The sequence below is a fragment of the Blastococcus aurantiacus genome, from assembly GCF_900102425.1.
Taxonomy (GTDB): domain Bacteria; phylum Actinomycetota; class Actinomycetes; order Mycobacteriales; family Geodermatophilaceae; genus Blastococcus; species Blastococcus aurantiacus.
The window spans coordinates 310,775-333,408 of sequence record NZ_FNBT01000003.1; the positions used below are offsets into that span (position 1 = coordinate 310,775).

The window sequence follows — 22,634 nt, forward strand, 5'->3', positions numbered from 1 at the left end:
CTGCCGACGGTAGTGCCGCGCGCACCGGGGCGAGCTCCCGGCTAGCGTCCGGGGCATGGCCGGAGAACTGCTGCGCACCGACGTCGGCGACCTCACCTTCGACGTGCGCGTCGACGGACCGGAGGACGGGCGGCCGGTGCTGCTGCTGCACGGCTTCCCGCAGACCTCCGCGTGCTGGGCGGCGGTGACCCCGCTGCTCACCCAGGCGGGCCTGCGCACCTACGCCCCCGACCAGCTGGGCTACTCCCCCGGCGCACGCCCTGGCGACGTGGACTCCTACGCGGTGCAGAACCTGGCGCAGGTGACCGCGGACCTGATGACCGCGCTGGAGATCCCGGTCGCCGACGTCGTCGGGCACGACTGGGGCGCCAACGTCGCGTGGGCGGTGGCCGGCTGGCACTCCGACCGCGTGCGCTCGCTGACCGCGGTGTCAGTGCCGCACCCGGCGGCCTACACCGCTGCCTTCCGCGTCGACCCGGAGCAGAAGGAGCGCTCGGCCTACATCCGGCTGTTCTGGCAGCAGGGCAAGGCCGAGGAGGTGCTGCTGGCCGACGACGCGCGGCGGCTGCGCCGGATGTACGACGTCGAGAACAGCGGCATCTCCCCCGAGACGGTGGACGAGTACGTGGCGGTGCTGTCGGCGCCGGGCGCGCTGACCGCCGCGCTCAACTGGTACCGGGCGATGAGCTCCGACGCCCGCGTGGACAAGGTCGAGGTGCCCACGACCTACGTGTGGAGCGACGCCGACGTCGCGATCGGCCGGACCGCCGCCGAGGCGTGCGAGCAGTTCGTCACCGGCGACTACCGGTTCGTCGCGCTGCCGGGCGTCACGCACTGGATCCCGGAGCAGGCACCCGAGCAGCTGGCCGCCGCGATCTGGGACCGCGTGGCCTCCAGCTGACCGGTCAGCGCACTCCGGGTCAGAGCAACTTGTAGTAGCGGACCAGCGGCAGGGGCGTGAAACCGGCCTGCTCGTAGGCGGCCCGCGCAGGGGCGTGCCCGGGGTCGCCGCCGGTGCCGATGACAGCCAGCTCCGAGCCGTGCTCGCGCATCCGCTCGACGGCGAAGGCGATCAGGTCGGCGGCGATGCCACGCCGCTGGTGCACGGGGTCGACGGCGATCATCTCGATCTCGCTGCTGTTCGGCTCGTCCTCCTGCCTGCCGTGCACGATCGCGACGAACCCGACCGCCCTGCCCTCGTGTTCGGCGACCCAGGTCGGCATCGCCTCGTCCCGGCAGACCCGCTCCACGGCCGCCGCCTGCATGGCGCTCCACTGGGGATAGAGGTGAAGGAAGATCGCCTCGCCCAGCACCTGCCGGAACGAGTCGAACACCGGCGCCCACGCCCGCAGCGAGAGGTCGACGACGGGCGCGATGTCGGATTCGGCGAACGGGCGGATCGAGGTCGGCACGGGCTCACTGTCCCGGGCCGGTCAACAGCTTTCCCGATCAATCGCCGGCGCCGGCGGTGACCGCAGACCATGGCGACCGGACCTGCCCCCTACGCCGGGATTTCCTGGAAGGCCCGGACCTCGATCCGGGAACCGAGCGCCTTGGACGCCTTGGCGGCCCAGGAGACGGCAGCGTCGCGGTCCGGTACTTCGATCACCCACAGGCCACCGAGGTACTCCGGCGCCTGCGTGTACGGCTCGTCGGCGAGGGCGAGGTCGTCACCTGTGTGGTCGACGGTGACCGCGGTCGACGGCGGGTGCAGTCCACCCGCGAAGACCAGGGCGCCCGACCCCTGCAGCTCCTCGATGAAGGCGAGAGCCAGCGCCATCGTGGCTTTCAGCTCGGCCGGATCCATCGTCGCCATCGTGGGCTCCTCGGCCGAGTCGTGCGGCATGGACAGCAGGTACTGCGTCACGGTGAGCCTCCGGGGCGTCGTGGCGGCCCGTCCGGCCGCACACGAGTGGATGACCTTGGACGCCGCCGGATCTCATCGGTCGTTGCTTCGGGTGGGACGCCCTGCCCCGGAATGCCGAGCCAGCCCCCCCGAGCCGGTCAATCGCCGGCGCCGGTGACCAGGTCGAGCAGACCCGCCTCGTCGAGCAGGTCGACCGGGCGGACGGTGAGCCCGTCGGCGACGTGGTGGAAGCCGGCGCTGACCTGCTCCACGGGGACGCCCGTGAGCCGCGACCAGCCGAGCCGGTAGGCGGCCAGCTGCACGCCGGCCGCGGCGAGCTCGCCACCCCTCGGCGGCGGGCCGGTCTTCCAGTCGATGACCTCGTAGCCGCCGTCCTCGCGCACGAAGACCGCGTCGATGCGCCCGCGCAGCGTCAGCGGGCCCAGCGGCGTCTCGAAGGGCACCTCGACCTCGAGCGGCTGGCGGTCGGCCCACTCGCTCTCGAGGAACGCAGCCTGCAGCTTCTCCAGCTGGGCGTCGGGGGCGGCGAACTCGTCGCCGGACCCGGGCAGCTCGTCGAGGTCGACCAGCCGCGCGGCGCCGAACCGCTCCTCGAGCCAGGTGTGGAAGGCGGTGCCCCGACGCGCCTGCGGTGCGGGCGCAGCAGGCATCGGGCGGCGCAGCCGGCGGGCCAGCTCGGCGGGGTCACGGCGCAGGGTGACCAGGGCCGACACCGACAGGTGGGAGGGCAGGGGCACGTCGACCGTCGGGCCGGAGTGCCGGGCGCGCTCGCGCAGCAGCAGGTCGGCGTCACGGACCCAGGAGGCGATCAGCGGGTCGTCCTCGCCCAGGGACAGCTCCGGGTCCAGCGGGTGCGGGGCGGCGGACTCGACCAGGTCGGCGGCGGCGCTGAGCGAGCGGCGCCGGCGGGCCGAGAGCGGGTCGGCCGGCCACGTCCCGATCGGCCACTCGTCGAGTACCGGGTTGGTGGCGTCGTCGTCGGGGGCGGGAGCCCAGTGCACGACCTCGCCGGCACCGTCCTCGCACGCCTGCCGGGCGGTGTGCAGCAGCACCGAGGGCCCGCACGGCTTGACGCCGTCGCGCCACCAGCTGCCCGAGCACAGCAGCAGGTGCCGCGCCCGCGTGACGGCGACGTAGCCCAGCCGGATCTCCTCGTCCCGCCCGAAGTCCTTCCAGTCCTGCACGTACTGCTCCAGGGCGTCGCGCACCGCGGCCTGGTCGCCGGAGCCGGGCACCGGGAGCTTCAGCGCCGGCAGTTCGGCGCGGTCGGTGAGCCGCAGCTCGGCCGGCACGGCGCCCGGGTCCTTGATCCACGAGTCGCTGGCGTTGCTCCGTGCGGGGAACTGGTCGACGGTCATCCCGGGGACGGCGACGACGTCCCACTCCAGGCCCTTGGCCGAGTGCCCGGTGAGCAGCTGCACCGCCTCCGGGTTGACCGCCACCTCCCCCGGCTCCAAGCCGCGCTCGCGCTCCTCGGCGTCGCGCAGGTATCCGAGGAACGCCGGCAGCGAGGGCAGCTCGGCCAGCTCGGTGAACTCGGCGGCGACGCCGTGCAGCGCGTCGAGGTGGGCGCGGGCGCCGGCGGGGCTGGCATCGGGTGCGCTGGCCAGCTCGGTCTCCAGCCCCAGCGTGCGGGAGACCTCGTCGACCAGGTCGGGCAGCGACTCACCCAGCCGGTTGCGCAGGTGTGCCAGCTCCGCACCCAGACGGCGCAGGCGGCGGTGACCGTCGGGTGAGTAGGCGGCGGGATCGCCGAGGTCGTCCAGCGCCTCGACGATGCTCCCGCGCTCGACCGTGGCCTCGGTCACCGGCGTGCTGCCCTCCTCGGTGGGCCGCGGCGGCCGGCGGGAGTGGACCAGCGCCCGGGCACGGGCCTCGAGGGCGGCGAGGTCGCGCGGTCCGATCCGCCAGCGGGCGCCGGTGAGCAGCCGGCCGAGCGCGTCGCCCGCCGTCGGGTCGACCAGCACGGTGAGGGTGGCGACGACGTCGGAGACCTCGGGCACCTCGAGCAGCCCGCCCAGCCCGACGACCTCGACGGGCAGCCCTCGCTCGCGCAACGCGGCGGCGATCCCCGGCAGCTGCTTGCGGGTGCGGGCCAGCACCGCGACCGTCGGCGGCCGGCCGTCGGGCCGCCGGCCGACCACCGGGTCCTCCCCCCGCCAGCAGGCCGCCAGCCGGTCGGCGAGCGCTGCGGTCTCGTCGGCGATCGTGTCGTAGAGGCCGACGGTCACCGCACCGCGGCCGGCCGTGGGCGCCGGCGCGAGGTCGGGCAGCGGGTGCTCGGGCGGCGGCAGCATCGCGGAGACGGCGTTGGCCACGGCCAGCACGCTCTCGTCGTTGCGCCAGCTGGTCGCCAGGGTGAGCCGCTGGGCGCCCTTCGGGCCGCGGCCGGGGAAGGTGCGGTCGAAGCGCTCGATCGTGCCGGCCGAGGCACCCCGCCAGCCGTAGATCGACTGCCGGGGGTCGCCGACGGCGAGCACGGCGTGGCCGGTGCCGCCGCCGAACAGCGCCTCCAGCATGCGGAGCTGCCCGACGCTGGTGTCCTGGTACTCGTCGAGCAGCACGACCTTCCAGCGGGCCCGCTCGCGGCGGCCCACCTCGGGCGCGGCGACGGCGATGCGCGCGGCGTGCGCCACCTGGTCGGCGTAGTCGATGGAACCCATCGACCGCTTGCGCGCCTCGAACGCCTCGACCAGCGGGAGCAGCGCCACCCGGGCCTTCTGCCGGGCCAGCATCTCCGTCACCGCCGCGTAGGGGCCGCGCTTCTTGGGCGCGTCCGCGTAGCCGGCGATCTGCGCCTGGAGCTTCGCCGTCCAGGCGCGCAGGGCCGCCGGGCTGACGTCGTGCTCGCCCATCTCGGCGGCCAGGGCCAGCACGTCCTCGACGGTGGTCAGCGGGGTGAGCGGGACGTCGCTCATGTCGCCTGTCCACGCCGAGACGACGGTGGCCGCCTGCCCCCAGCACATCGCGGGGCCGAGCACCCCGGCGCCGGGCTCCACCCCGATGCGCAGACCGTGCTCGGCGACCAGCGCGGCCGCGTAGCCGTGGTAGGTCGAGACGGTCGGCTGGGCGACGGAGAGCCGCTCGCGCAGCTCGGGCTCGGTGTCGGGGTGGCGGGCCAGCGCCCCGAGCCGCAGGTGGACCCGCTCGTTGAGCTCGCTGGCGGCCTTGCGGGTGAAGGTCAGCCCGAGGATCTCCTCGGGCGCCACGATCTGGTTGGCCACGAGCCAGGAGACCCGGGCGGCCATGGTCTCGGTCTTCCCGGAGCCGGCTCCGGCCACCACCACGAGCGGCCGGTCGGCGGGGGCCTCGACCACGCGGGCCTGCTCCGGCGACGGCGCGTAGGACAGACCGCACCGGGCAGCGACCTCGGCCGGGCTGAGCAGTCGCCGGCGCGCGGCCGGGGCCTCCGCGGCCTCGGTGAGCAGGTCATCGAAGGAGAGCTGCTGAGAAACCCCGTTCTCCCCTCCGCTCGCAGGCTCGCGAGGGAACCCGGAACGGGGCCGTGCAGACGGAAAAGAGCTCACCCCGTCACCTGCCGGCCGCGCTCGTGCATGGGACAGCTACGCCGGGCCGGACAGCGGGAGCAGTGGCTGCCGGTGCGCACCTCGAAGGTGGCCGCGCCCATGCCCTCGCCGACGTCGGTGATCAGCTCCCCCGCCCAGGTGGTGGCCACCGGGACGTCGGCAGGCAGCGGCTGCTGGTGCTGCTCCTTGGCCTTGGCCCCGCTGCCGACCTGCAGCAGCGCCGCCCCACCGGGCACCGCACCGTGGTCGCCGAAGCCCCCGGCGGCCACCGCCACCTGGTAGGCGGCGAGCTGGCCGTGCTCCTCGGTGTTCTTCGGGACCGTCTTGCCGGTCTTGAGGTCGACCACGACCAGCCGGCCGTCGGCGTCGCGCTCGAGCCGGTCGACCTGGCCGCGCAGCCGGGCACGCCCGACCACGACGTCGAAGTTCTCCTCGACGCCGACCAGGTCGCGGTCGTTGGCCGCGTGCCAGCGCAGGAAGCGGTCCAGCATGTCCTGCGCCGCCTGGCGCTGGCGCTGGTCTGCCCAACCGGGGCCCAGGTCGAGCTGGTCGAGCTCGCCGTCGAGGGCCGCGGGCGCCTCGGCCGGCGGCAGCCCCTCGGCGACCTGCTGGGCGACGGCGTGCACCGCCGTGCCCACGGTCCGGGTGGAGTCGGGCGAGGCCTCGGCCCCCACGGCGCCCAGCACCCAGCGCAGCGGGCAGCGCTGGAAGGTCTCGATGTGCGAGGGACGCACGCGCACCTCGTCGTCCTCGGGCACGAGCGGGGCGTCGTCGGACAGCGGTGCCAGCCCCCACCAGGACCGCGGCGAGGCGCCGGGGACGCCGTCGTCGGCGAGCCGCCGCAGCACCGAGGCGGCGGCCGACCGGCGGGACGCGGGGGTGCCGGGATCGGTGACCGCCCGGCGGAGCTCTGCGACCAGCGCCGGCAGCGTCAGGGAGCGGGGCAGCTCGGTGAGCGCGCGCCCGTCCTCCGGCGGCGGCTGCACGAGGTCGAGGAACCGCGAGGCGGTGGCCCCGGCGTCGGCGCCGTCGAGGGCGCCCTGCACCGCGGTGACGATCAGCCGCCGGCGGGCGCGGGTGACGGCGACGTAGAAGAGCCGGCGTTCCTCGGCCAGTGCCAGGGTGCGGCGGTCGACGACCGCGCCGTCGATGCCGGCGGCCCGCTCGACGAGCACCTCCGCGCCCAGCAGCGAGGACCGCTCGCTCAGGTTCGGCCACACGCCCTCCTGCACGCCGGCGACGCAGACGAGGTCCCACTCCAGGCCCTTGGAGGCGTGCGCGGTGAGCAGCCGCACGGTCTCCCCTGCGGCGGCGCGGGCGGCGCCGGTGTCGCTGGGCAGCTCCTGGGCGGAGAGGTGTGCCACGAACGCGCGGACGTCGGCCGAGGGCAGCCGGTCGACGAAGCCGGCGGCGGCGTCGAAGAGCGAGACGACGGCGTCCAGGTCGCGGTCGGCGACCGCACCGGTCGGCCCGCCGGCGGCGCTGGCCCGGGCCCACTTCGCGGCCAGGCCGCTGGTCTGCCACATCGCCCACAGCACGTCCTCGGCGGTGCCGTCCTGCGCCAGTGCCAGCCGGCCGGCGCCCAGCACCGCAGCCACGCGCAGGGCGGGCCGGGCGACGTGCTCGGGCAGCGCCTCCAGCAGCGCGTCGTCCTCCAGTGCCATGGCCAGCGGGGCACCGCGCTCGGCGGCGTCCACACCCTGCCGGGCGAGGGCGACGCGCACGGCGCGGCGCAGCCGACGCAGGTCCAGCACGGTGGCGCCGCCCAGGGGCGAGGCCAGCAGCGCCTCGGCGGCCGTCTCGTCCAGACCGGTGGCGATGCCCTCGGCCGGATCGGTGCCCGGGCGCGGCAGCAGCGCGGTGAGCGCACCCAGGAACGGGGCCACGGCGGGCTGACCGGCCAGCGCCACGTCGTCGGAGGACACGGCGACCGGGACGCCTGCCGATGCCAGCGCGCGACGCAGCGGGCCCAGTGCCGCGGCGGCGCGGACGACCACGGCCATCTGCGACCACGGCACCCCGTCGAGCAGGTGGGCGCGGCGCAGCCGGTCGGCGAGGTAGGCGGCCTCGATCGCGGCGGACCCGAAGACGTGCACCTCGGCCGCACCGGGATCGGCCGACTCCCCCGCCGTCAGCCGGCGGTGCTCCCACGGGCCGGGCAGCCCGTCGGCCACCTGCCGGCTGATCCGCAGCAACTCGGCACCCGACCGACGGGAGATCCCCAGCGAGACGCGAGCCGCAGGGCGGCCGTCGGTGTGCCGGAACCGGTCGGGGAACTCGGCCATGCCGCGCGGCTCGGCACCGCGGAACGCGTAGATGGACTGGTCGGGGTCACCGACGGCGACCACGTTGCCACCACGCCCGGCCAGCAGGGCGAGCAGCTCCACCTGCGCGGGGTCGGTGTCCTGGTACTCGTCGACGAACAGCCAGCGGGCGCGCTCGCGCTCCTGCCGCAGCAGCTCGGCGTCGCCGTCGAGCTCGGCGATCGCCTGCCGGACCAGCTCCGCGGGGTCGTACCCGGACGCGTCGCCCCGGCCGAGGGTGGAGAAGGCGGTGACCGCCTCGTACTGCTCCTGGAAGGCGGCGGCGTGCACCCAGTGCTCCCGGCCGGTCTCCCGGCCCCACGCGGCCAGCTGCTCCGGGGCGACGCCGCGCTCGGTGGCCCGCAGGAGCAGCTCGCGCAGCTCGGTGCGGAAGCCGGCCGTGCCCAGCGCAGGCGCCAGGTCCGCGGGCCAGCGGACCGCGCCCTCCTCCTCGACGTCGCCGCGCAGCAGCTCGGCGACGACGGCGTCCTGCTCGGCCGACGTGAGCAGCCGCGGCGGCGCCTCACCCCGCAGCAGCGCGGCGCGGCGGAGGACGCCGTAGGCGTAGGAGTGCAGGGTGCGCGCCAGCGGCTCGCGGATGGTCTGCGCGACGCGGCTGGTGATGCGCGTGCGCAACTCGGCGGCGGCCTTGCGGCTGAAGGTCAGGACGAGGATCTGCTCGGGGTCCAGCCCCGCCTCGATCCGGGTGGCGACCGCCTCGACGATCGTCGTGGTCTTGCCGGTGCCGGGACCGGCGAGGACCAGCAGCGGTCCGGCCGGGTGGTCGACGACGGCCTGCTGGGTGGGGTCGAGCCGCGGAGCCGCCACCGGCGGTCGCTCCGCCTGCACCAGCCGGTAGACCGGTGCCCCTCCCCCCTGTGCCACGCCTCGATGGAAGCACGCCGTACCGACAACTCCGGGACGGCAGGGACGAGTGGGAGCAGTGCCTCAGATCAGCGTGAGGGCCGCCTCCACGTGACCGGCCTCCAGCATCAGGTCCGTCGCGGTCGTCAGCCAGCCGGCGACCTGCAGCAACGGCCACTCGCCCTCGGTGTCGAGCGACGCCGTCGCCGCGACGAGCCCGGCCTGGGCCACGGCCCGGCACGCGATGTTGTTCATGGACTGCTAGTCGGCACGTGCGCCGCCGCGCTGTAGGCGATGGCGGGAAATGGTCCGGACGGGTCAGCCGGACACACCCCCGTCACGCGGGAGTTCGGCGCTCGACATCCCGGAGCTCGAGGACCAGCGTGCCGGGATCCGCGGGCCGAGGCGCCGGGACGAAGCCCAGCCGTTCGTAGAGCCGGCGGGCCGGGTTGCCCTCCTCGACGCTGAGGCCCAGTGCCGGCAGCGAGCGGCGTCGCGCCTCGGCCACCGCGGCGCCGACCAGCCCGGCTCCCAGACCCGCGCCCCGGTACCCGGGCAGGACGCAGACGCTGAGCTCCGGGACGTCGGCGCGCACGAATCCGTAGCCCGGGGCCTCGGCCGGGAAGCGGGTCACCCAGACCACGCCCGTCGGCTCGCCGTCCGCCGTGGAGACGACGCCGAACTCCGGGGGCGACCGGTAGTAGGCGGCCAGGTGCGGATCGGCGTCCAGCTGCGCGACCGTGAACCGGGGCCCGCTCCAGTTCAGGTTCAACCAGGTCGCCATGCGGAGCAGCAACCCGTCCCGCTCGTCCAGCGCTCGCGTCGTCCCCGCTCGGTCCACCCTGCGGACCCTGCCACGGACCCGGCCACGCGCGACCGGCGACGGGTCAGCCCTCGACCAGCCCCCAGGACGCCGAGGCGATCCGGTCGGCGTCCTCGCGCTCGAGCGTGCCGACGTCGACGAGCCGGTCCAGCACGTGCGCCTGCCGGGCCCTGGCGAGGTCCGGGTGGGCCAGCGGGTCGTAGGCGCTGGGTGCCTGCACGAGCCCCACGAGCACCGTGGCCTGGGCCCAGTCCAGCTCCCCGGGTGCCGCGTCGAAGTAGCCCCGAGCCGCGGCGTCCACGCCGTAGAAGCCGTGGCCGAAGTAGGCAGCGTCGAGGTACATCCGCAGGAGCTCCTCGTTGCTCCAGGCCCGGTCGAGCTTGACCGCCAGCACCACTGCGCGGGCCTTGGCCAGCGGATCGGTGGCGCCGTCCTCGTAGACGACGCGGGCCAGCTGCTGGTGCACCGTGGATCCGCCGCGGTCGCTGCCGCTGACCAGTCCGAGCGGCGCCCGCAGCGCCCCGCGCCAGTCGATGCCGATGTGGTCGGCGAAGTGGCTGTCCTCGGTGGCCAGCAGCGCCGCGGCGATCCGCGGCGGGATCTCCCCCGCGAGCGCCGTCCCGGCGTAGGCGGCCAGCCGGGCGTCCACGCGCGCCCGGGCGTCGTCGACACCCGGGGTGGCGGCCCAGGCGGCGCCCAGGGCGAGCAGGGCGACCACGGCCAGGGCGACCAGCGCCCGGCGCACGCGACGGAGGAGCGCGGCCGGTCGGGTGGAGGGGGCGGAGCGTTGCTGGGTCAGGTTCGGCACCCCCTCATCCGATCGTCCGGGACCCCTCTCCCGCGTCGTCCCGGTGGTCGATCTTGCTCGATCCGGCGTCATCCCTGGGGACGACGTCCGTGTCGCGGTCGGGCCAGCCGACCGCCGCGAGGTCGACCCGGCCGTTGCGCACCGGCACCCCCTCGCCGGCCAGCAGCTCCAGCTGCCGGACGCGGACCGCCTCGGCGGCCGTGCCGTCGGCGCGCAGCACCCGGTGCCAGGGCACCGCCCCGCCGCCGGCGCTCAGCGCCCGGGCCACCCGCCGCGGGCCCACGCCGATCAGCCGGCCGATCGCGCCGTAGCTGCTGACCCGCCCCGGCGGGATCTGCTCCACCACGTCGAAGACGGCCTCGTCGACGTCGAGCGCGGGGTCGCTCACGTACCCATGGTGGACCGTCGGCTCGGTCCTCCGTACTAGTCGTCCTTGCGACCGAACCGGGCCAGTAGGCGGGTCTGGGCGTCGGCCGACGTCGGCACGGCCAGCGGCGGGTCGAAGAACCCGGGGACGCCGTCGTCGGGCAGCTGTTCGGCCAGGACCAGCGCGGCGTCGACGAGCTCGCGGTCCAGCCGGGGGTCGCCGCCGGTCGCCCGGGCGAGGTCCCACGAGTGCACGGTCAGGTCCGCCGTCATCTCGAGGACGTACTGCGTGGCCGGGGTGGGGCCCCGCTGCAGGTGCACCGTGCGGGTGAGGGCGTCGTCCTCGGCGAAGGCCGCCAGGGACCCGTCCGCGGCGGTCTCCCAGCCGGTGAACGGGTCGGCGCCGAGCAGCGTCGCGATGTCGTCAGCGACGTGGATGTCGGTGTACGGCTCGCCGGCCAGCAGCGGCGGCGCCCAGAGGTGCTCGCCGACCAGGTGCGCCACCAGGTCCGCGACCGTCCAGCCGGGCAGCGCCTCGTCCTCCCACTGGTCGGGGTCGACGGCGTCGACGCGATCGGTGAACAGCGCCTGCGCGCGCTGGAACAGTGCGAGCAGCTCGACGGGCGAGTACCGGTCCATGCCGCCAGTAGACATGCCTTCAGTGAACATGCGCCCAACCCGACATGCCCGTCGCGTGGCCGGGCCGCCCGGCCCCGGGTACGACGACGGCCCGGTCACCCCGCGAGGGTGACCGGGCCGTGCGGCGGCCCCGTCGTAGGGACCCGTGCCGAGCGTGCGAGGTACGGGGGCGACGGGGTCCTTCGTCAGTACGTGGGCAGTGTCTTGTCGATGCGGGTGGCCCAGGAGGTCACGCCGCCCTGCACGTGGACGGCGTCCTTGAAGCCGGCCGCCTTGACCGCGGCGAGCGCCTCGGCGGAACGGACACCGGTCTTGCAGTGCAGCACGATCGGCTTGTCCTGCGGCAACTGCGCCAGGGCGCGGCCGGAGAGGATCTCGTCCTTGGGGATCAGCTTCGCGCCCGGGATGGAGACGATCTCGTACTCGTTCGGCTCCCGGACGTCGATCAGCTCGAACTCCTTGCCGGCGTCCATCATGTCCTTGAGCTCGTCGACGGTGATCGTCGAGCCGGCCGCCGCCTCCTGCGCCTCGACCGAGACGACGCCGCAGAAGTTGTCGTAGTCGATGAGCCCGGTGATGGGCTCGCCCTCGGGATCCTTGCGCACCCTGATCTCGCGGAAGGTCATCTCCAGGGCGTCGTAGACCATCAGGCGGCCCAGCAGCGTGTCGCCGATGCCGGTGATGAGCTTGACCGCCTCGGTGGCCTGGATCGCGCCGACCGTCGCGCACAGGACGCCGAGGACGCCGCCCTCGGCGCAGCTGGGCACCATGCCGGGCGGCGGCGGGACCGGGTAGAGGTCGCGGTAGTTCGGCCCGTGCTCGTTCCAGAAGACCGACACCTGACCGTCGAAGCGGTAGATCGAGCCCCAGACGTAGGGCTTGTTCAGCAGCACGCAGGCATCGTTGACCAGGTAACGCGTGGCGAAGTTGTCCGTGCCGTCGACGATGAGGTCGTACTGGCTGAAGATCTCCATCACGTTGTCGTTGTCGAGCCGCGTCTCGTGCAGCCGGACGTCGATCAGCGGGTTGATCTCCTTGATGGAGTCGCGCGCGCTCTGGGCCTTGGACCGGCCGACGTCGGACTGCCCGTGGATGATCTGGCGCTGCAGGTTGGACTCGTCGACGGTGTCGAACTCGACGATGCCCAGGGTGCCCACACCGGCCGCGGCCAGGTACATGAGCACCGGGGAGCCCAGGCCGCCGGCGCCGACGGCGAGCACCTTGGCGTTCTTCAGCCGCTTCTGACCGTCCATGCCCACGTCGGGGATGATCAGGTGGCGGCTGTAGCGGCGGACCTCGTCGATGGACAGGTCGGCGGCGGGCTCCACCAGGGGTGGCAGGGACACGATCGCTCCTCGTTCGGTCGAGAGCGGCCCGCGACGGGGCCGTCGAACACGTGCGACAACAGCGTGCCAGCCGCGCCGATTCCCCCCGGCACGCCCCCGCTGGCGGCCCCCGCGCAGACCTGCCATCGACCGCGGGGTTCTCCGGCACTCGACGCGGGACGTGAGCCGGAAAACCCTGCGCTCGGGGAGCCTGTGGACGACGCAGTCGTGGACCGCGCCGTCGCGGCAGGCTCACCGGGTGCGACCGCCCACCCGTCCCCCCGCGCTGTGCGGCCGGGTCTTCCGCGCCCGCGACGCCCTCGCCGCGGGCCTGCTGACGAGGAACCAGCTGGAGTCACGGGCCTGGCGACGGCTCTTCCGCGGGGTCTACGCCGACGCGGCGCTCCCCGACACCCACGGAACCGCGGTCGCCGGCGCGGCTCTGGTGGTCCCGGACGGCGCCGTCTTCGGCGGGCGGACGGCGGCCTACATCCTGGGCGCGGAAGCGCTGGTGGAAGCCGCAGCACCGGTCGAGGTCATCGTCCCGGAGGCCGAGCGGTTCGGCCCGGTCACCGGTCTGCGGGTCCGTCGGACGTCGCTGCCGATCACCGAGGTGCGCAGCGTCGGCCGGTACACGTGCACGACCCCGGTGCGGACGGCGGTGGACATCGCCCGGTACGAGAACGTGCCGGACTCCGTCGTCGCCCTCGACGTCCTCCTGTCGCGCGGCCTCGTGCGCGCTCGGGACCTCGCGGAGGCAGTCGCCCTCCTACCGCCCGGTCGCGGGAGCGTCCGGGCCCGGCGGGCCGTGGGCCTCGCTGACGAGCGCGCCGAGTCCCCGCCGGAGTCGGTGCTGCGCGTGCTGCTCCGGTCCGTCGGCCTCGCACCGGTACCGCAGTACGTCGTCCGGGACGCCGAGGGGCGGTTCGTCGCGCGGGTGGACCTGGCCTTCCCGGAACTGAAGGTGGCCGTCGAGTACGACGGGGCCTGGCACGGGCAGCCCGGGGAGCTCGGGCGCGACCGGCGACGCCACAACGCGTTGGTGGCCGCGGGTTGGACAGTCGTCCACGTCACCGCCGCAGACATGCACGCGCCCGACCGTGTGGCCGCTTCCGTGACCGCTCTGCTGCGCGAGCGCGGGGTCATCCGCCCTTCAGCCTCGCGCTGAGGCCGGATTTCCCCGCGGTCGGTCAAGGATCGGCAGGCCTAGGGGTAGGGCCAGGCGTTCTTGGTGCAGCCCTTCAGGCCGAGCGTCTGCTGCTGCATCACGGGGGCGAGCTGACCGGCGCCCGGGCAGTCCTCGTGACCGTTGCCGAGCGCGTGCCCGACCTCGTGGTTCACCACGTACCGGCGGTAGGTGGCGACGTCGCCCTGGTAGTCCGGGACCGCGGTGGCCCAGCGGGCCAGGTTGATCACGGCGCGCTCGCCGTAGCGGCAGGAGGTGTAGCCGCCGGTGCCCACGCCCGGGCAGTACGTCTCCATGCTGCCGGGGCTCACCAGCGACACCCGGAACTCGTACTCGCCCGCTTCGGCCGCTTCCGCCCCGACCCGCTGGAAGGACATCCGCCCCCCGCTGCCCCACGAGCGCGGGTCGCCCAGCGTCTCCTCGACGGCCTCGGCGAACCCGGCGCCGTCGACCTCGATGCCGTCCTCCACCTCGACGACGAAGCGACGCAGCGGCCCGGTCCCGTAGACCGGCGAGCTGCCGTCGACGACCGAGACGGACCCGGCGCCGCGCTCCACGTAGGTGGCGGCGTCGGCGGACGGTGCCGGCACCCCGGTGGGCTCGGCGTCGCCCTGGGCGGGGGCGTCGGACGGCCGGCCGTCGTCGGGCAGCGGGAGAACCGACGGCGTCACGGCCGTGGTCCGGCTGCTGGAGGCGGCCGGATCGCTCTCCGCGGGCTGGTTGACGGCGACGTCGACGAGGGCCACGAGGGTGGCCAGCGTCAGGAGCGGGATGGCGTAGGCGCGCCAGCCGTACCGGCGGACGAAGCCGCGCACGGGGCCGTCGGCCGGGCGCACCCGCCGGCGCACCCGGTCGGGGTCCGGGGCAGCGACCAGCGGGCCGCTGCGAGGGCGGGTCCGCGGGCGTCCCGGTCGGCTCGGGAGGTCGACCCGGCCGTCGGTGCGGCGTCCCGACACTCCCGACCTCCCCTGGTCCTCCCGATCGACGTCCCGACCCAGGGTCTCACGCTCCGTGGCGTGTCGGCTGCAGCCGGAGACCGCGCACTTCCCTACGTGGCGGGCAGCGCCTCGAGCATGCCGAGCACCGCGCGCGCCGTCGGCTCCGGCGCCTCGAGCATCGCCACGTGGCCGACCCCCTCGAAAACCCGTAGCCGGGCGTCCGGGATGGCCGCCGCCAGCTTCGGGGCCAGGGCCGGGTCGACCAGCTTGTCCCGGTCACCCCAGATGACGAGCGTCGGCTGCTGCAGGGCACCGGCCATGCGCCAGGCGTTGGCGCGGCCGACGCGCAGGTAGGAGGTGATCAGCGCCCGCATGCTGCCGGCCAGCGCCCGGTCGGCCCACGGCTGCTCGGCGCGGATCCGCATCTCCTCGACCGCCTGGTCGACCCGCTCCCTGGGCACCTGGTCGGGCCGGCCGAAGCACATCCGGATCATGGAGCGCACGTTCTGCTCGGGGGTGACGCCGGCCAGGCGGCGCTCGGCCAGCGTCGTGGCGCCCGGCAGCAGCAGGAGCAGCAGCGCGCGGCTGAAGGCCGGGGGCACCCGGTAGACCGGCATGGCCGGCGAGATCAGCGTCAGCGAGCGGACGAGGTCTGGCCGCCGAGCGGCGACGACGAGGCTCACCAGGCCGCCGAGCGAGTTGCCCAGCAGGTGCACCGGACGGTCCCGCGCCTCGCCGGGCTGCCGGCGGATGTGTTCCAGGACGTCGATCACCGCGCGCACGTGCCCGCGGATCGAGTACCGCCCGCGCGGTGGTGGTTGGGAGTGCCCGAAGCCCGGCAGGTCGACGGCCCATCCCTCGACACGGACGGCCAGCAACGCCGCGAGATCGGTCCAGTTCGTCGACGCGCCGCCCAGCCCGTGCACGTACAGGGCCCGCTCGCGGGGCGCACCGGCCGGGTCGCCGTCGACCGGGCCGGTCCACGGCGTGCACCGGACGAACACCTCGCCGCCGCCGACCTCCAGTTCCTGCCCCGGCCACGGGGGCCGGAGGAAACCTGCGTCCGGGAGGGCGGTGGTCGAGTCGGGGGCGTCCACGACGGACGACGACCCGCGGGCGTCGGACCTGGGCATGTCGGGCATCGCCGCGACGGTAATCCAGCGGTGGACGGTGTGATGCCGGGCACGAACCCGTCGGTAACATCCCCGTGCCATGCAGCCGCCACCTCCCGCCCCCGCAGCGAACCGCCGCACGTCCCGCCTACCGCGCGGCGCCCGGCGCCTGCAGCTGCTGCGCGCGGCCCAGGACGTGTTCGTGGCCCAGGGGTTCCACGCGGCCGCCATGGACGACATCGCCGACCGCGCCGGAGTGAGCAAGCCGGTGCTCTACCAGCACTTCCCCGGCAAGCGGGAGCTCTACCTGGCACTGCTGGAGGAGCAGGTCTCGGAACTGGCCGCCCGCGTCGCCGAGGCCATGGCCGCCACCGACAACAACCGGTCCCGGGTCGACGCCGCCGTCGGCGCGTACTTCGACTTCATCGACGCCGACGGCGAGGCCTTCCGCCTGGTCTTCGAGTCCGACCTGCGCAACGACGTCGACGTGCGGACCATCGTCGACCGCGGCACCGGCGCCTGCGTCGAGGCCATCGCCCAGGTGATCGCCGCGGACACCGGCGCCGACGCCGAGCGGGCCCTGCTGCTGGCCTCCGGGCTCACCGGGCTGGCCGAGTCCAGCGCCCGGTGGTGGCTGCCGCGCAAGGGAACCGTGTCGCGCGACGAGGCCGTCGCGCTGATGTCGGCGCTGGCGTGGCGGGGCATCTCCGGGTTCCCGCGCGTCGACGGCGGCCTGCCCCTCGCGTGAGGCGTTCGCTGTCGGCGCACCCGCTCCGGCGGTCGCCCGGCACCGCGCTGGACTAGCGTTGGGGGCAGTCGCGCGAACCGAGGAGGCATCGCCCACGTGGAAGTCAAGATCGGCGTCCAGCACTCCCCCCGGGAGCTGGTCATCGACAGCCCCAAGACCCCTGACGAGATCGCTGCGGAGGTGTCGGCAGCCATGTCCGGCACCACCAAGGACGGCCTGCTGACCCTCGTCGACGAGCGGGGTCGGCGCATCGTCGTCCCGGTCGACCGCATCGCCTACGTCGAGATCGCGCAGGCCGACCAGCGGCGGGTCGGCTTCATCGCCGGTGGCACCGCCTAGCCAGAAGCGTCATCGGGAGGGGCGTTCCGCGCGATGCGCGGAGCGCCCCTTTCTCATGGGTTGAGGCCGAGGGTGGTCATGCGCTGGGTGTGCGCGCTGGTGATGCGGTCGATCAACCGGCCGACGCCGGCCAGGTCGCCGGTCCCGGTGATGATCAGCTCGGCCAGCCCGTCGTGCTCGGCGATGACCGCCTGCGAGCGGGTGATGGCCTCCCCGACCAGCCGCCGTCCCCACAGCGCCAGCCGGCCGGCCAGCCGGCGGTCGGCCTCGATGGCCGCGCGGACCTCGCGGACGGCGAAGTCGGCGTGCCCGGTGTCGTCGAGCACCTCCAGCACGAGGTCCCGGTCGGGCTCCGGGAGGAACGCCGCGATCTCGCGGTAGAAGTCGGCGGCCAGGCCGTCGCCGACGTAGGCCTTCACCAGGCCCTCGAGCCAGGTGCTCGGCCGGGTGCTCTCGTGGAAGGTGTCCAGCGCGGAGGTGAAGGGGGCCATCGCCGCGGCGGGGTCGGCCCCCAGCTCCGTGAGCCGCTCGGTGAGCCGCACGTGGTGGGCGATCTCGGCCGCCGCCATCCGGGCCAGGGCTGCCCGCCCGGTGAGCGTGGGGGCCAGCCGGGCGTCCTCGGCGAGCCGGTCGAAGGCGGTCAGCTCGGCGTAGGCCAGCACCCCCAGCAGATCGACGACGGCTCCGGGCTCGGGCTGGCTCACACGGTCTCCTCGGCTCGGGCGGGTGCAGCGACACTCCCCCCATGAGTGGGGCAGACCACATCATGCGTGCGGCGGGCCGAGGCTAACCGGCGCCCCGCGCTACCATGGGCGTCGGTGGGCTCCACGGCTCACCGTGTATTCGTGCGCTGACGACCGTCGGACGACGCCCCCTCCGGGCCGTCTCCCGGGCAGGTCCCGCAGGGACGCCCGGTCATGCTGGCCGCGTCGGCGCTGGAAACCGATCCCGCGACAACCGACCCGGGACAGGTCCGACGCCGCGGATCCCCGCCGCCGGAACCGGTCCCCCCAGCAGACCAGAGGCGAGACCGCTGACCTCCACCGAGAACGACACCCCCACCACCGACCTGCCGGCCGTCGAGCTGGAGCACGCCGAGTCCGGCGCTCCCGACCCCGAGCAGCTCGAGCAGACCGTCGAGTCCCTGGGCGGCGCCCCCGTCGCCCCGGACAGCCCGCTGTTCAGCGACTTCGACGTGCATCCCGACATCGTGGCCGCGCTGGCCGAGGCCGGGATCACCCGGACCTTCGCCATCCAGGAGCTCACGCTCCCGCTCGCGCTGGCCGGCAACGACCTCATCGGCCAGGCGCGCACCGGCACCGGCAAGACCCTCGGCTTCGGCGTGCCCATGCTGCAGCGGGTCACCCCGCCGGCCGAGGGCGGCGACGGTGTCCCGCAGGCGCTGGTCGTCGTCCCCACCCGCGAGCTGTGCGTGCAGGTGGCCCGCGACCTCGGCGCCGCCGGCGTCAAGCGCGGCATCCGCGTGCAGGCCATCTACGGCGGTCGCGCCTTCGAGCCGCAGATCGAGGCCCTGCGCAACGGGGTCGAGGTCGTCGTGGGCACGCCGGGCCGGCTCCTCGACCTGGCGCAGCGCGGCGACCTGATCCTGGGCAAGGTGAAGGCGCTCGTCCTGGACGAGGCCGACGAGATGCTCGACCTGGGCTTCCTGCCCGACATCGAGCGGGTGCTGGCGATGGTCCCGGAGAAGCGGCAGACGATGCTCTTCTCGGCCACGATGCCCGGCCCGATCGTGACGTTGTCGCGCACGTTCATGACCCAGCCGACCCACATCCGCGCCCACGGCAACGACGAGGGCTCGACGGTCCCGCAGACCACCCAGTTCATCTACCGGGCGCACAACCTCGACAAGCCCGAGCTGCTCTCCCGCGTGCTGCAGGCCCGCGACCGCGGCCTGGTGATGGTCTTCTGCCGCACCAAGCGCACCGCGCAGAAGGTCGCCGACGAGCTGGTCGACCGCGGGTTCGCCGCGGCCGCGGTGCACGGTGACCTCGGCCAGGGCGCCCGCGAGCAGGCGCTGCGCGCCTTCCGCAGCGGCAAGGTCGACGTCCTGGTCGCCACCGACGTCGCCGCCCGCGGCATCGACGTCACCGGCGTCAGCCACGTCGTGAACTACCAGTGCCCCGAGGACGAGAAGACCTACGTGCACCGCATCGGCCGCACCGGCCGCGCCGGGAGCACCGGCGTCGCGGTCACCCTCGTCGACTGGGACGACATCCCGCGGTGGCAGCTGATCAACAAGGCGCTGGACCTGGGCTTCGACGACCCGCCGGAGACCTACTCCACCTCGCCGTGGGTCTACACCGACCTCGACGTCCCCGAGGGCGCGAAGGGGCGGCTGCCCCGCTCGCAGCGCACCCGCGAGGGCCTGGAGGCCGAGACCCTCGAGGACCTCGGCGAGACCGGCAAGCGCAACCGCCCGACCGACGGCGGCGACCGCGGCCCCCGCGGCCGCGGCGACGGCGACCGTCCCGCCCGGGGCGACCGTCCGGCCGGCGACGACGGTCCCGCCGGCGGCGGCAAGAGCCGGCCGCGTCGGCGCACCCGCAGCGGTGCCGGTTCGGGCGCCGAGGGCGAGTCCGCGGCTCCGGCCGGGTCCGGCCCGGCCGCCCCGCAGGCACAGGACGGCGAGGGCGGCGCGCCCCGGCCGCGCCGCCGTCGCCGTCGTGGTGGCGCGGGCCGCGGTGGCGCGGAGTCGACCGCCGGCGGTGGCGCGGAGCCGGCCGCCGGCGCCTGATGGCACGGTCGCCGTCCCGCCCGCCCCTGCGGGTGTGGGTGTGGATCGCGGCCACCCTGGCGCTCGTCGTCGTCGCCGGTCTGCTGTGGCGGAACTCCGACGCGGCGGCCACCGAGAGCACCACGTCCGCACCGGCCGACGTCCCCACGGGGGCGCCGGCCGGTGCCGTCGAGGAGGCCTGGTCGGCCGACGGTGACGCGCTGCCCGCCGACGTCGTCGAGGAGGGCCGCGTCGTCGTCGGCTCGGACCACGGCGTGCGCGCCCTGGACGTCGTCACCGGCGAGGTGGCGTGGCAGTACACCCGCAGCAACGCCCGGCTGTGCGGCCTGACGGTCGCCGACGGCGTCGCGGTCGCGGTCTTCCGCACCGCCGGGCGCTGCGACGAGGCGGTCGCCCTCGAGGCGGGCACCGGCGTGCGTGCCTGGACCCGGAACATGAGCCTGCGGGGGGACGCCGTCATCGGCTCCACCACGTCGATCGTGCTGGCCAGCGGCCCCACCGGCGTCGTGACCTTCGACCCGCGGGGCAACAACCTCCGGTGGCGAGCCGCTCCCGACGAGGGCTGCACCTGGGCCGGTGCCGTGGCCGGGAGCGCCGGGGTGGCGGTGCTGGAGCGCTGCCCGGACGACGACGTGCGGGTGCGCCTGTACGACGGTTTCGAGGGCACCGAGCTCTGGACGGTCGACGTGCCCGGGGACGCCGACCCGTCACTGCTGGGCGCCGACGAGCTGGTCGGCGTGCGCGTCGGTGCCGAGGTGCGGCTGTTCGCGCCCGAGGACGGCGCACTGCGCACCACCCTGCCCGTCGAGCCGGCGGAGGCGGCCGCGCAGACGACGGCCGCCGGGCTCGCGCTGGTGCGCACCGGGAACGTCCTCTCGGCGATCGACCCGGCGTCGGGGAGCACCCGCTGGTCGGTCCCGGCCGACGGGCTGCCGGCCGCGGCCCCGGTCGAGACCGGGGAGGTGGTCGTGCCGACCACCGAGGGCTTCGTGCGGATCGACGCGCTGAGCGGGCTCGAGCTGGGTCGGCTGCCGGCCTCCGACGTCCCCTCCGACGGGGTGGTGGCCGTCGTCGGTCCGGTCGTCGTCCTGCGTCTGGACGACGGGGTGCGCGGCTACCGCTGACAGAAGGACCCCGTCCTCCCCACCCCTCGCACGCTCGGGGCGGTGCCCGGGACGGGGCCGTCGGGCCGGACGGCGGTCCCGGCGGAGTTCAGGGCACACTCGGGTACATGGTCCTGCCCGGTGCCTCCGACTCCCCTGCCCCGCCGGCCGTCGCGCCGAACGATCTACGCCAGCTGGCCGATCACAACGCGTCCTCGCGCACGTTCGAGGGCGGCGCCGGCCCGCTCGCCGCGCTGGACACCGGCCCCGGCCCGGAGGGCACGGTTCTCATGGTCGCCGGCTACACCGGGAGCAAGGAGGACTTCGCCCCGCTGCTGGCGCCGCTGTCGGCCTCCGGCTACCGGGTGGTCGCCATCGACCAGCGCGGCCAGTTCGAGTCCCCCGGCCCCGACGACCCCAGCCGCTACTCGGTGGCCGAGCTGGCCGAGGACGTCGTCGCCGTCGCCCGGGTGCTCCGTGAGGAGTCCGGCGCTCCCCTGCACCTGCTGGGCCACAGCTTCGGCGGCCTGGTCACCCGCGCCGCCGTCCTGACCGAACCGGAGCTGTTCCGCTCCTTCACGCTTCTCGGTTCCGGGCCCGCCGCGCTCACCGGCGGCCGCGCCGAGCTGCTGGACCACCTGGCCCCGCTGCTGGACGAGGGCGGCGTGGAGCTGGTGCACCGGACGATGGAGCAGCTGGCGATGACCGACCCGAAGGCACAGGCGGTGCCGGCGCCGACGCGGGAGTTCTACGCGCGCCGCTTCCTGCGCAACTCCGGCCCGGGGCTGCGTGGCATGGCCGACGCGATGACGTCCGAGCCCGACCGGGTCGAGGAACTCAAGGCGATCGGCGTGCCGGTGCTCGTGGCCCACGGCGAGGCCGACGACGCGTGGATGCCGCACGTGCAGGAGGACATGGCGAAGCGGCTCGGCGCACGGCACGAGGTCATCGAGGACTCGATCCACTCCCCCGCCGTCGAGAACCCGCCGAAGACGGTCGCCGTCCTCTGCGACTTCTGGGGGTCGGTCGCGGCATGAGCCGCCTGGCGCCGCTCCCCTCCCCGGACGACTGGACCGCCGAGGAGGACCGGCTGGGGTTCTTCGGCCCCGGCAGCGTGACCTGGCGGGTCCACGGTGACCCCGCGTATCACCTCGGCGCCATGCGGTCGCTGATGATCCAGGCCCTGCACCCGGTCGCCATGGACGGCGTGGCGCGCAACTCCGCCGGCTTCAAGGACGACTGGTGGATGCGGATCACCAGGACCGGCCAGTACATGGAGACCGCCGTCTACGGGACGCGGACCGAGGCCCGCCGGATGGCCGCCCGCGTGCGGGGCTACCACCGGAAGCTGTCGGGGGTCGAGGAGACGACCGGCCGGGCGTACCGCGTCGACGACCCCGACCTGCTGCTCTGGGTGCACAACTGTGCGGTCGACTCGATCCTGTCGACGACGCGCCGGGCCGGCCTGGCGCTCACGGACGAGGAAGCCGACCGCTACGTGGCGGAGCAGGTGGCGTTCGCGCACCTCGTGGGTGTGCCGCTGGAGACCGTGCCGAGGTCGGTGGCCGAGATGGACGCCTACTTCGAGGCGATCCGCCCGTCGCTGGCGGCCACCCCGGCGGCCGTGAAGGGCGTGCGCGACCTGTTCCTCCCGCCGATGCCCGGGTGGCTGCAGCTGCTGACTCCGGCCCGGCCGGTCTGGGGTTCGCTCGCGGGGCTGTGCTTCGCACTGCTTCCCGCGTGGGCCCGGCGGATGTACTCCCTGCCGGGGCTGGCGCTCACCGACGCCGCGGCGACCGCCGGGCTGCGGGCCTTCCGGGCCGGCTTCCTGGCGCTGCCGCAGCGGGCGTACCGCTCACCGATCGTGCGGGCCGGCTACGACCGGGTCGGCGGCGCGGAGCGGCTCAGCGCCTGACGTAGGACCCCGGTGC

General features: G+C 75.0%; 21 protein-coding genes. 8 read left to right on the forward strand and 13 right to left on the reverse strand.

The annotated features are described in order from the left end of the window. The first annotated feature begins 55 nt into the window (after window positions 1-55). Window positions 56-901 carry an alpha/beta fold hydrolase gene (locus BLS70_RS08155; RefSeq protein WP_091765624.1) on the forward strand — a complete coding sequence of 282 codons (846 nt, stop codon included), beginning with the start codon at window positions 56-58 and terminating at the stop codon, window positions 899-901. Between the two features lie 19 nt (window positions 902-920). Here BLS70_RS08155 and BLS70_RS08160 read toward each other — a convergent pair whose 3' ends face one another. From BLS70_RS08160 to moeZ, 10 genes are all read right to left on the reverse strand, one after another. After that, the gene (locus BLS70_RS08160; RefSeq protein ID WP_091765627.1) at window positions 921-1,412 is read right to left on the reverse strand and encodes a GNAT family N-acetyltransferase; all 492 of its coding nucleotides are present in this window, start codon (window positions 1,410-1,412) and stop codon (window positions 921-923) included. 89 nt (window positions 1,413-1,501) lie between these two features. Further along, complete coding sequence (locus BLS70_RS08165) at window positions 1,502-1,867, reverse strand: YciI family protein (RefSeq protein WP_091765630.1); 366 nt, start codon at window positions 1,865-1,867, stop codon at window positions 1,502-1,504. A 137-nt stretch (window positions 1,868-2,004) separates the two neighbouring features. Further along, window positions 2,005-5,295: an ATP-dependent helicase gene (locus tag BLS70_RS08170; protein ID WP_176946344.1), complete on the reverse strand. Its 3,291-nt coding sequence runs from the start codon at window positions 5,293-5,295 to the stop codon at window positions 2,005-2,007. 95 nt (window positions 5,296-5,390) lie between these two features. After that, window positions 5,391-8,582, reverse strand: coding sequence for an ATP-dependent helicase (locus tag BLS70_RS08175; protein ID WP_255362318.1), 3,192 nt, complete (start codon window positions 8,580-8,582; stop codon window positions 5,391-5,393). A 63-nt stretch (window positions 8,583-8,645) separates the two neighbouring features. Continuing rightward, entirely contained in the window at window positions 8,646-8,816 is a 171-nt protein-coding gene (locus BLS70_RS20740) for a hypothetical protein (protein ID WP_176946331.1), read from the reverse strand. Window positions 8,817-8,898: 82 nt separating this feature from the next. After that, entirely contained in the window at window positions 8,899-9,402 is a 504-nt protein-coding gene (locus BLS70_RS08180) for a GNAT family N-acetyltransferase (protein WP_255362319.1), read from the reverse strand. Window positions 9,403-9,448: 46 nt separating this feature from the next. Then, window positions 9,449-10,192, reverse strand: a complete 744-nt coding sequence (locus BLS70_RS08185) for a biosynthetic peptidoglycan transglycosylase (RefSeq protein WP_176946332.1) — start codon at window positions 10,190-10,192, stop codon at window positions 9,449-9,451. A gap of 4 nt (window positions 10,193-10,196) precedes the next feature. Beyond that, on the reverse strand, window positions 10,197-10,580 hold the full coding sequence (locus tag BLS70_RS08190) for an MGMT family protein (protein ID WP_255362320.1): 384 nt from the start codon (window positions 10,578-10,580) through the stop codon (window positions 10,197-10,199). A gap of 35 nt (window positions 10,581-10,615) precedes the next feature. Further along, entirely contained in the window at window positions 10,616-11,227 is a 612-nt protein-coding gene (locus tag BLS70_RS08195) for a TIGR03086 family metal-binding protein (protein WP_255362321.1), read from the reverse strand. A gap of 155 nt (window positions 11,228-11,382) precedes the next feature. Next, a complete protein-coding gene (gene moeZ / locus BLS70_RS08200; protein ID WP_091765641.1) occupies window positions 11,383-12,543 on the reverse strand; it encodes an adenylyltransferase/sulfurtransferase MoeZ in 1,161 nt (386 codons plus the stop codon). 238 nt (window positions 12,544-12,781) lie between these two features. On the opposite strand from moeZ, the gene BLS70_RS08205 reads away from it, so the two are divergent. Further along, window positions 12,782-13,690 (forward strand): type IV toxin-antitoxin system AbiEi family antitoxin, encoded by a 909-nt coding sequence (locus tag BLS70_RS08205; protein WP_091765644.1) that lies wholly within the window; start codon window positions 12,782-12,784, stop codon window positions 13,688-13,690. 38 nt (window positions 13,691-13,728) lie between these two features. Here the strand turns inward: BLS70_RS08205 and BLS70_RS08210 are convergent, their stop codons facing one another. Together BLS70_RS08210 and BLS70_RS08215 are read right to left on the reverse strand one after the other, a co-directional pair. Beyond that, window positions 13,729-14,664, reverse strand: coding sequence for a DUF3152 domain-containing protein (locus BLS70_RS08210; RefSeq protein ID WP_255362322.1), 936 nt, complete (start codon window positions 14,662-14,664; stop codon window positions 13,729-13,731). Between the two features lie 92 nt (window positions 14,665-14,756). Continuing rightward, on the reverse strand, window positions 14,757-15,788 hold the full coding sequence (locus tag BLS70_RS08215; RefSeq protein ID WP_255362323.1) for an alpha/beta fold hydrolase: 1,032 nt from the start codon (window positions 15,786-15,788) through the stop codon (window positions 14,757-14,759). Window positions 15,789-15,858: 70 nt separating this feature from the next. Between BLS70_RS08215 and BLS70_RS08220 the strand changes: the two genes are divergently transcribed. Both BLS70_RS08220 and BLS70_RS08225 read left to right on the forward strand, forming a co-directional pair. Then, entirely contained in the window at window positions 15,859-16,506 is a 648-nt protein-coding gene (locus BLS70_RS08220; protein WP_091765647.1) for a TetR/AcrR family transcriptional regulator, read from the forward strand. A 96-nt stretch (window positions 16,507-16,602) separates the two neighbouring features. Next, window positions 16,603-16,845, forward strand: coding sequence for a DUF3107 domain-containing protein (locus BLS70_RS08225; RefSeq protein WP_091765650.1), 243 nt, complete (start codon window positions 16,603-16,605; stop codon window positions 16,843-16,845). Between the two features lie 53 nt (window positions 16,846-16,898). On the opposite strand, the gene BLS70_RS08230 is transcribed toward BLS70_RS08225, so the two are convergent. Beyond that, window positions 16,899-17,549, reverse strand: coding sequence for a ferritin-like fold-containing protein (locus BLS70_RS08230; RefSeq protein WP_218122332.1), 651 nt, complete (start codon window positions 17,547-17,549; stop codon window positions 16,899-16,901). Window positions 17,550-18,040: 491 nt separating this feature from the next. Here BLS70_RS08230 and BLS70_RS08235 point away from each other — a divergent pair, with 491 nt between their 5' ends. The 4 genes from BLS70_RS08235 (at window position 18,041) to BLS70_RS08250 (ending at window position 22,618) form a co-directional block, all read left to right on the forward strand. Then, window positions 18,041-19,600 (forward strand): DEAD/DEAH box helicase, encoded by a 1,560-nt coding sequence (locus BLS70_RS08235; protein WP_255362324.1) that lies wholly within the window; start codon window positions 18,041-18,043, stop codon window positions 19,598-19,600. Next, the gene (locus tag BLS70_RS08240; RefSeq protein ID WP_091765655.1) at window positions 19,600-20,724 is read left to right on the forward strand and encodes an outer membrane protein assembly factor BamB family protein; all 1,125 of its coding nucleotides are present in this window, start codon (window positions 19,600-19,602) and stop codon (window positions 20,722-20,724) included. Before BLS70_RS08235 ends, BLS70_RS08240 begins: the two co-directional genes overlap by 1 nt. Window positions 20,725-20,831: 107 nt before the next feature. Next, window positions 20,832-21,740, forward strand: a complete 909-nt coding sequence (locus BLS70_RS08245) for an alpha/beta fold hydrolase (protein WP_091765658.1) — start codon at window positions 20,832-20,834, stop codon at window positions 21,738-21,740. Then, complete coding sequence (locus tag BLS70_RS08250) at window positions 21,737-22,618, forward strand: oxygenase MpaB family protein (RefSeq protein ID WP_255362325.1); 882 nt, start codon at window positions 21,737-21,739, stop codon at window positions 22,616-22,618. Before BLS70_RS08245 ends, BLS70_RS08250 begins: the two co-directional genes overlap by 4 nt. Window positions 22,619-22,634 lie beyond the last annotated feature (16 nt).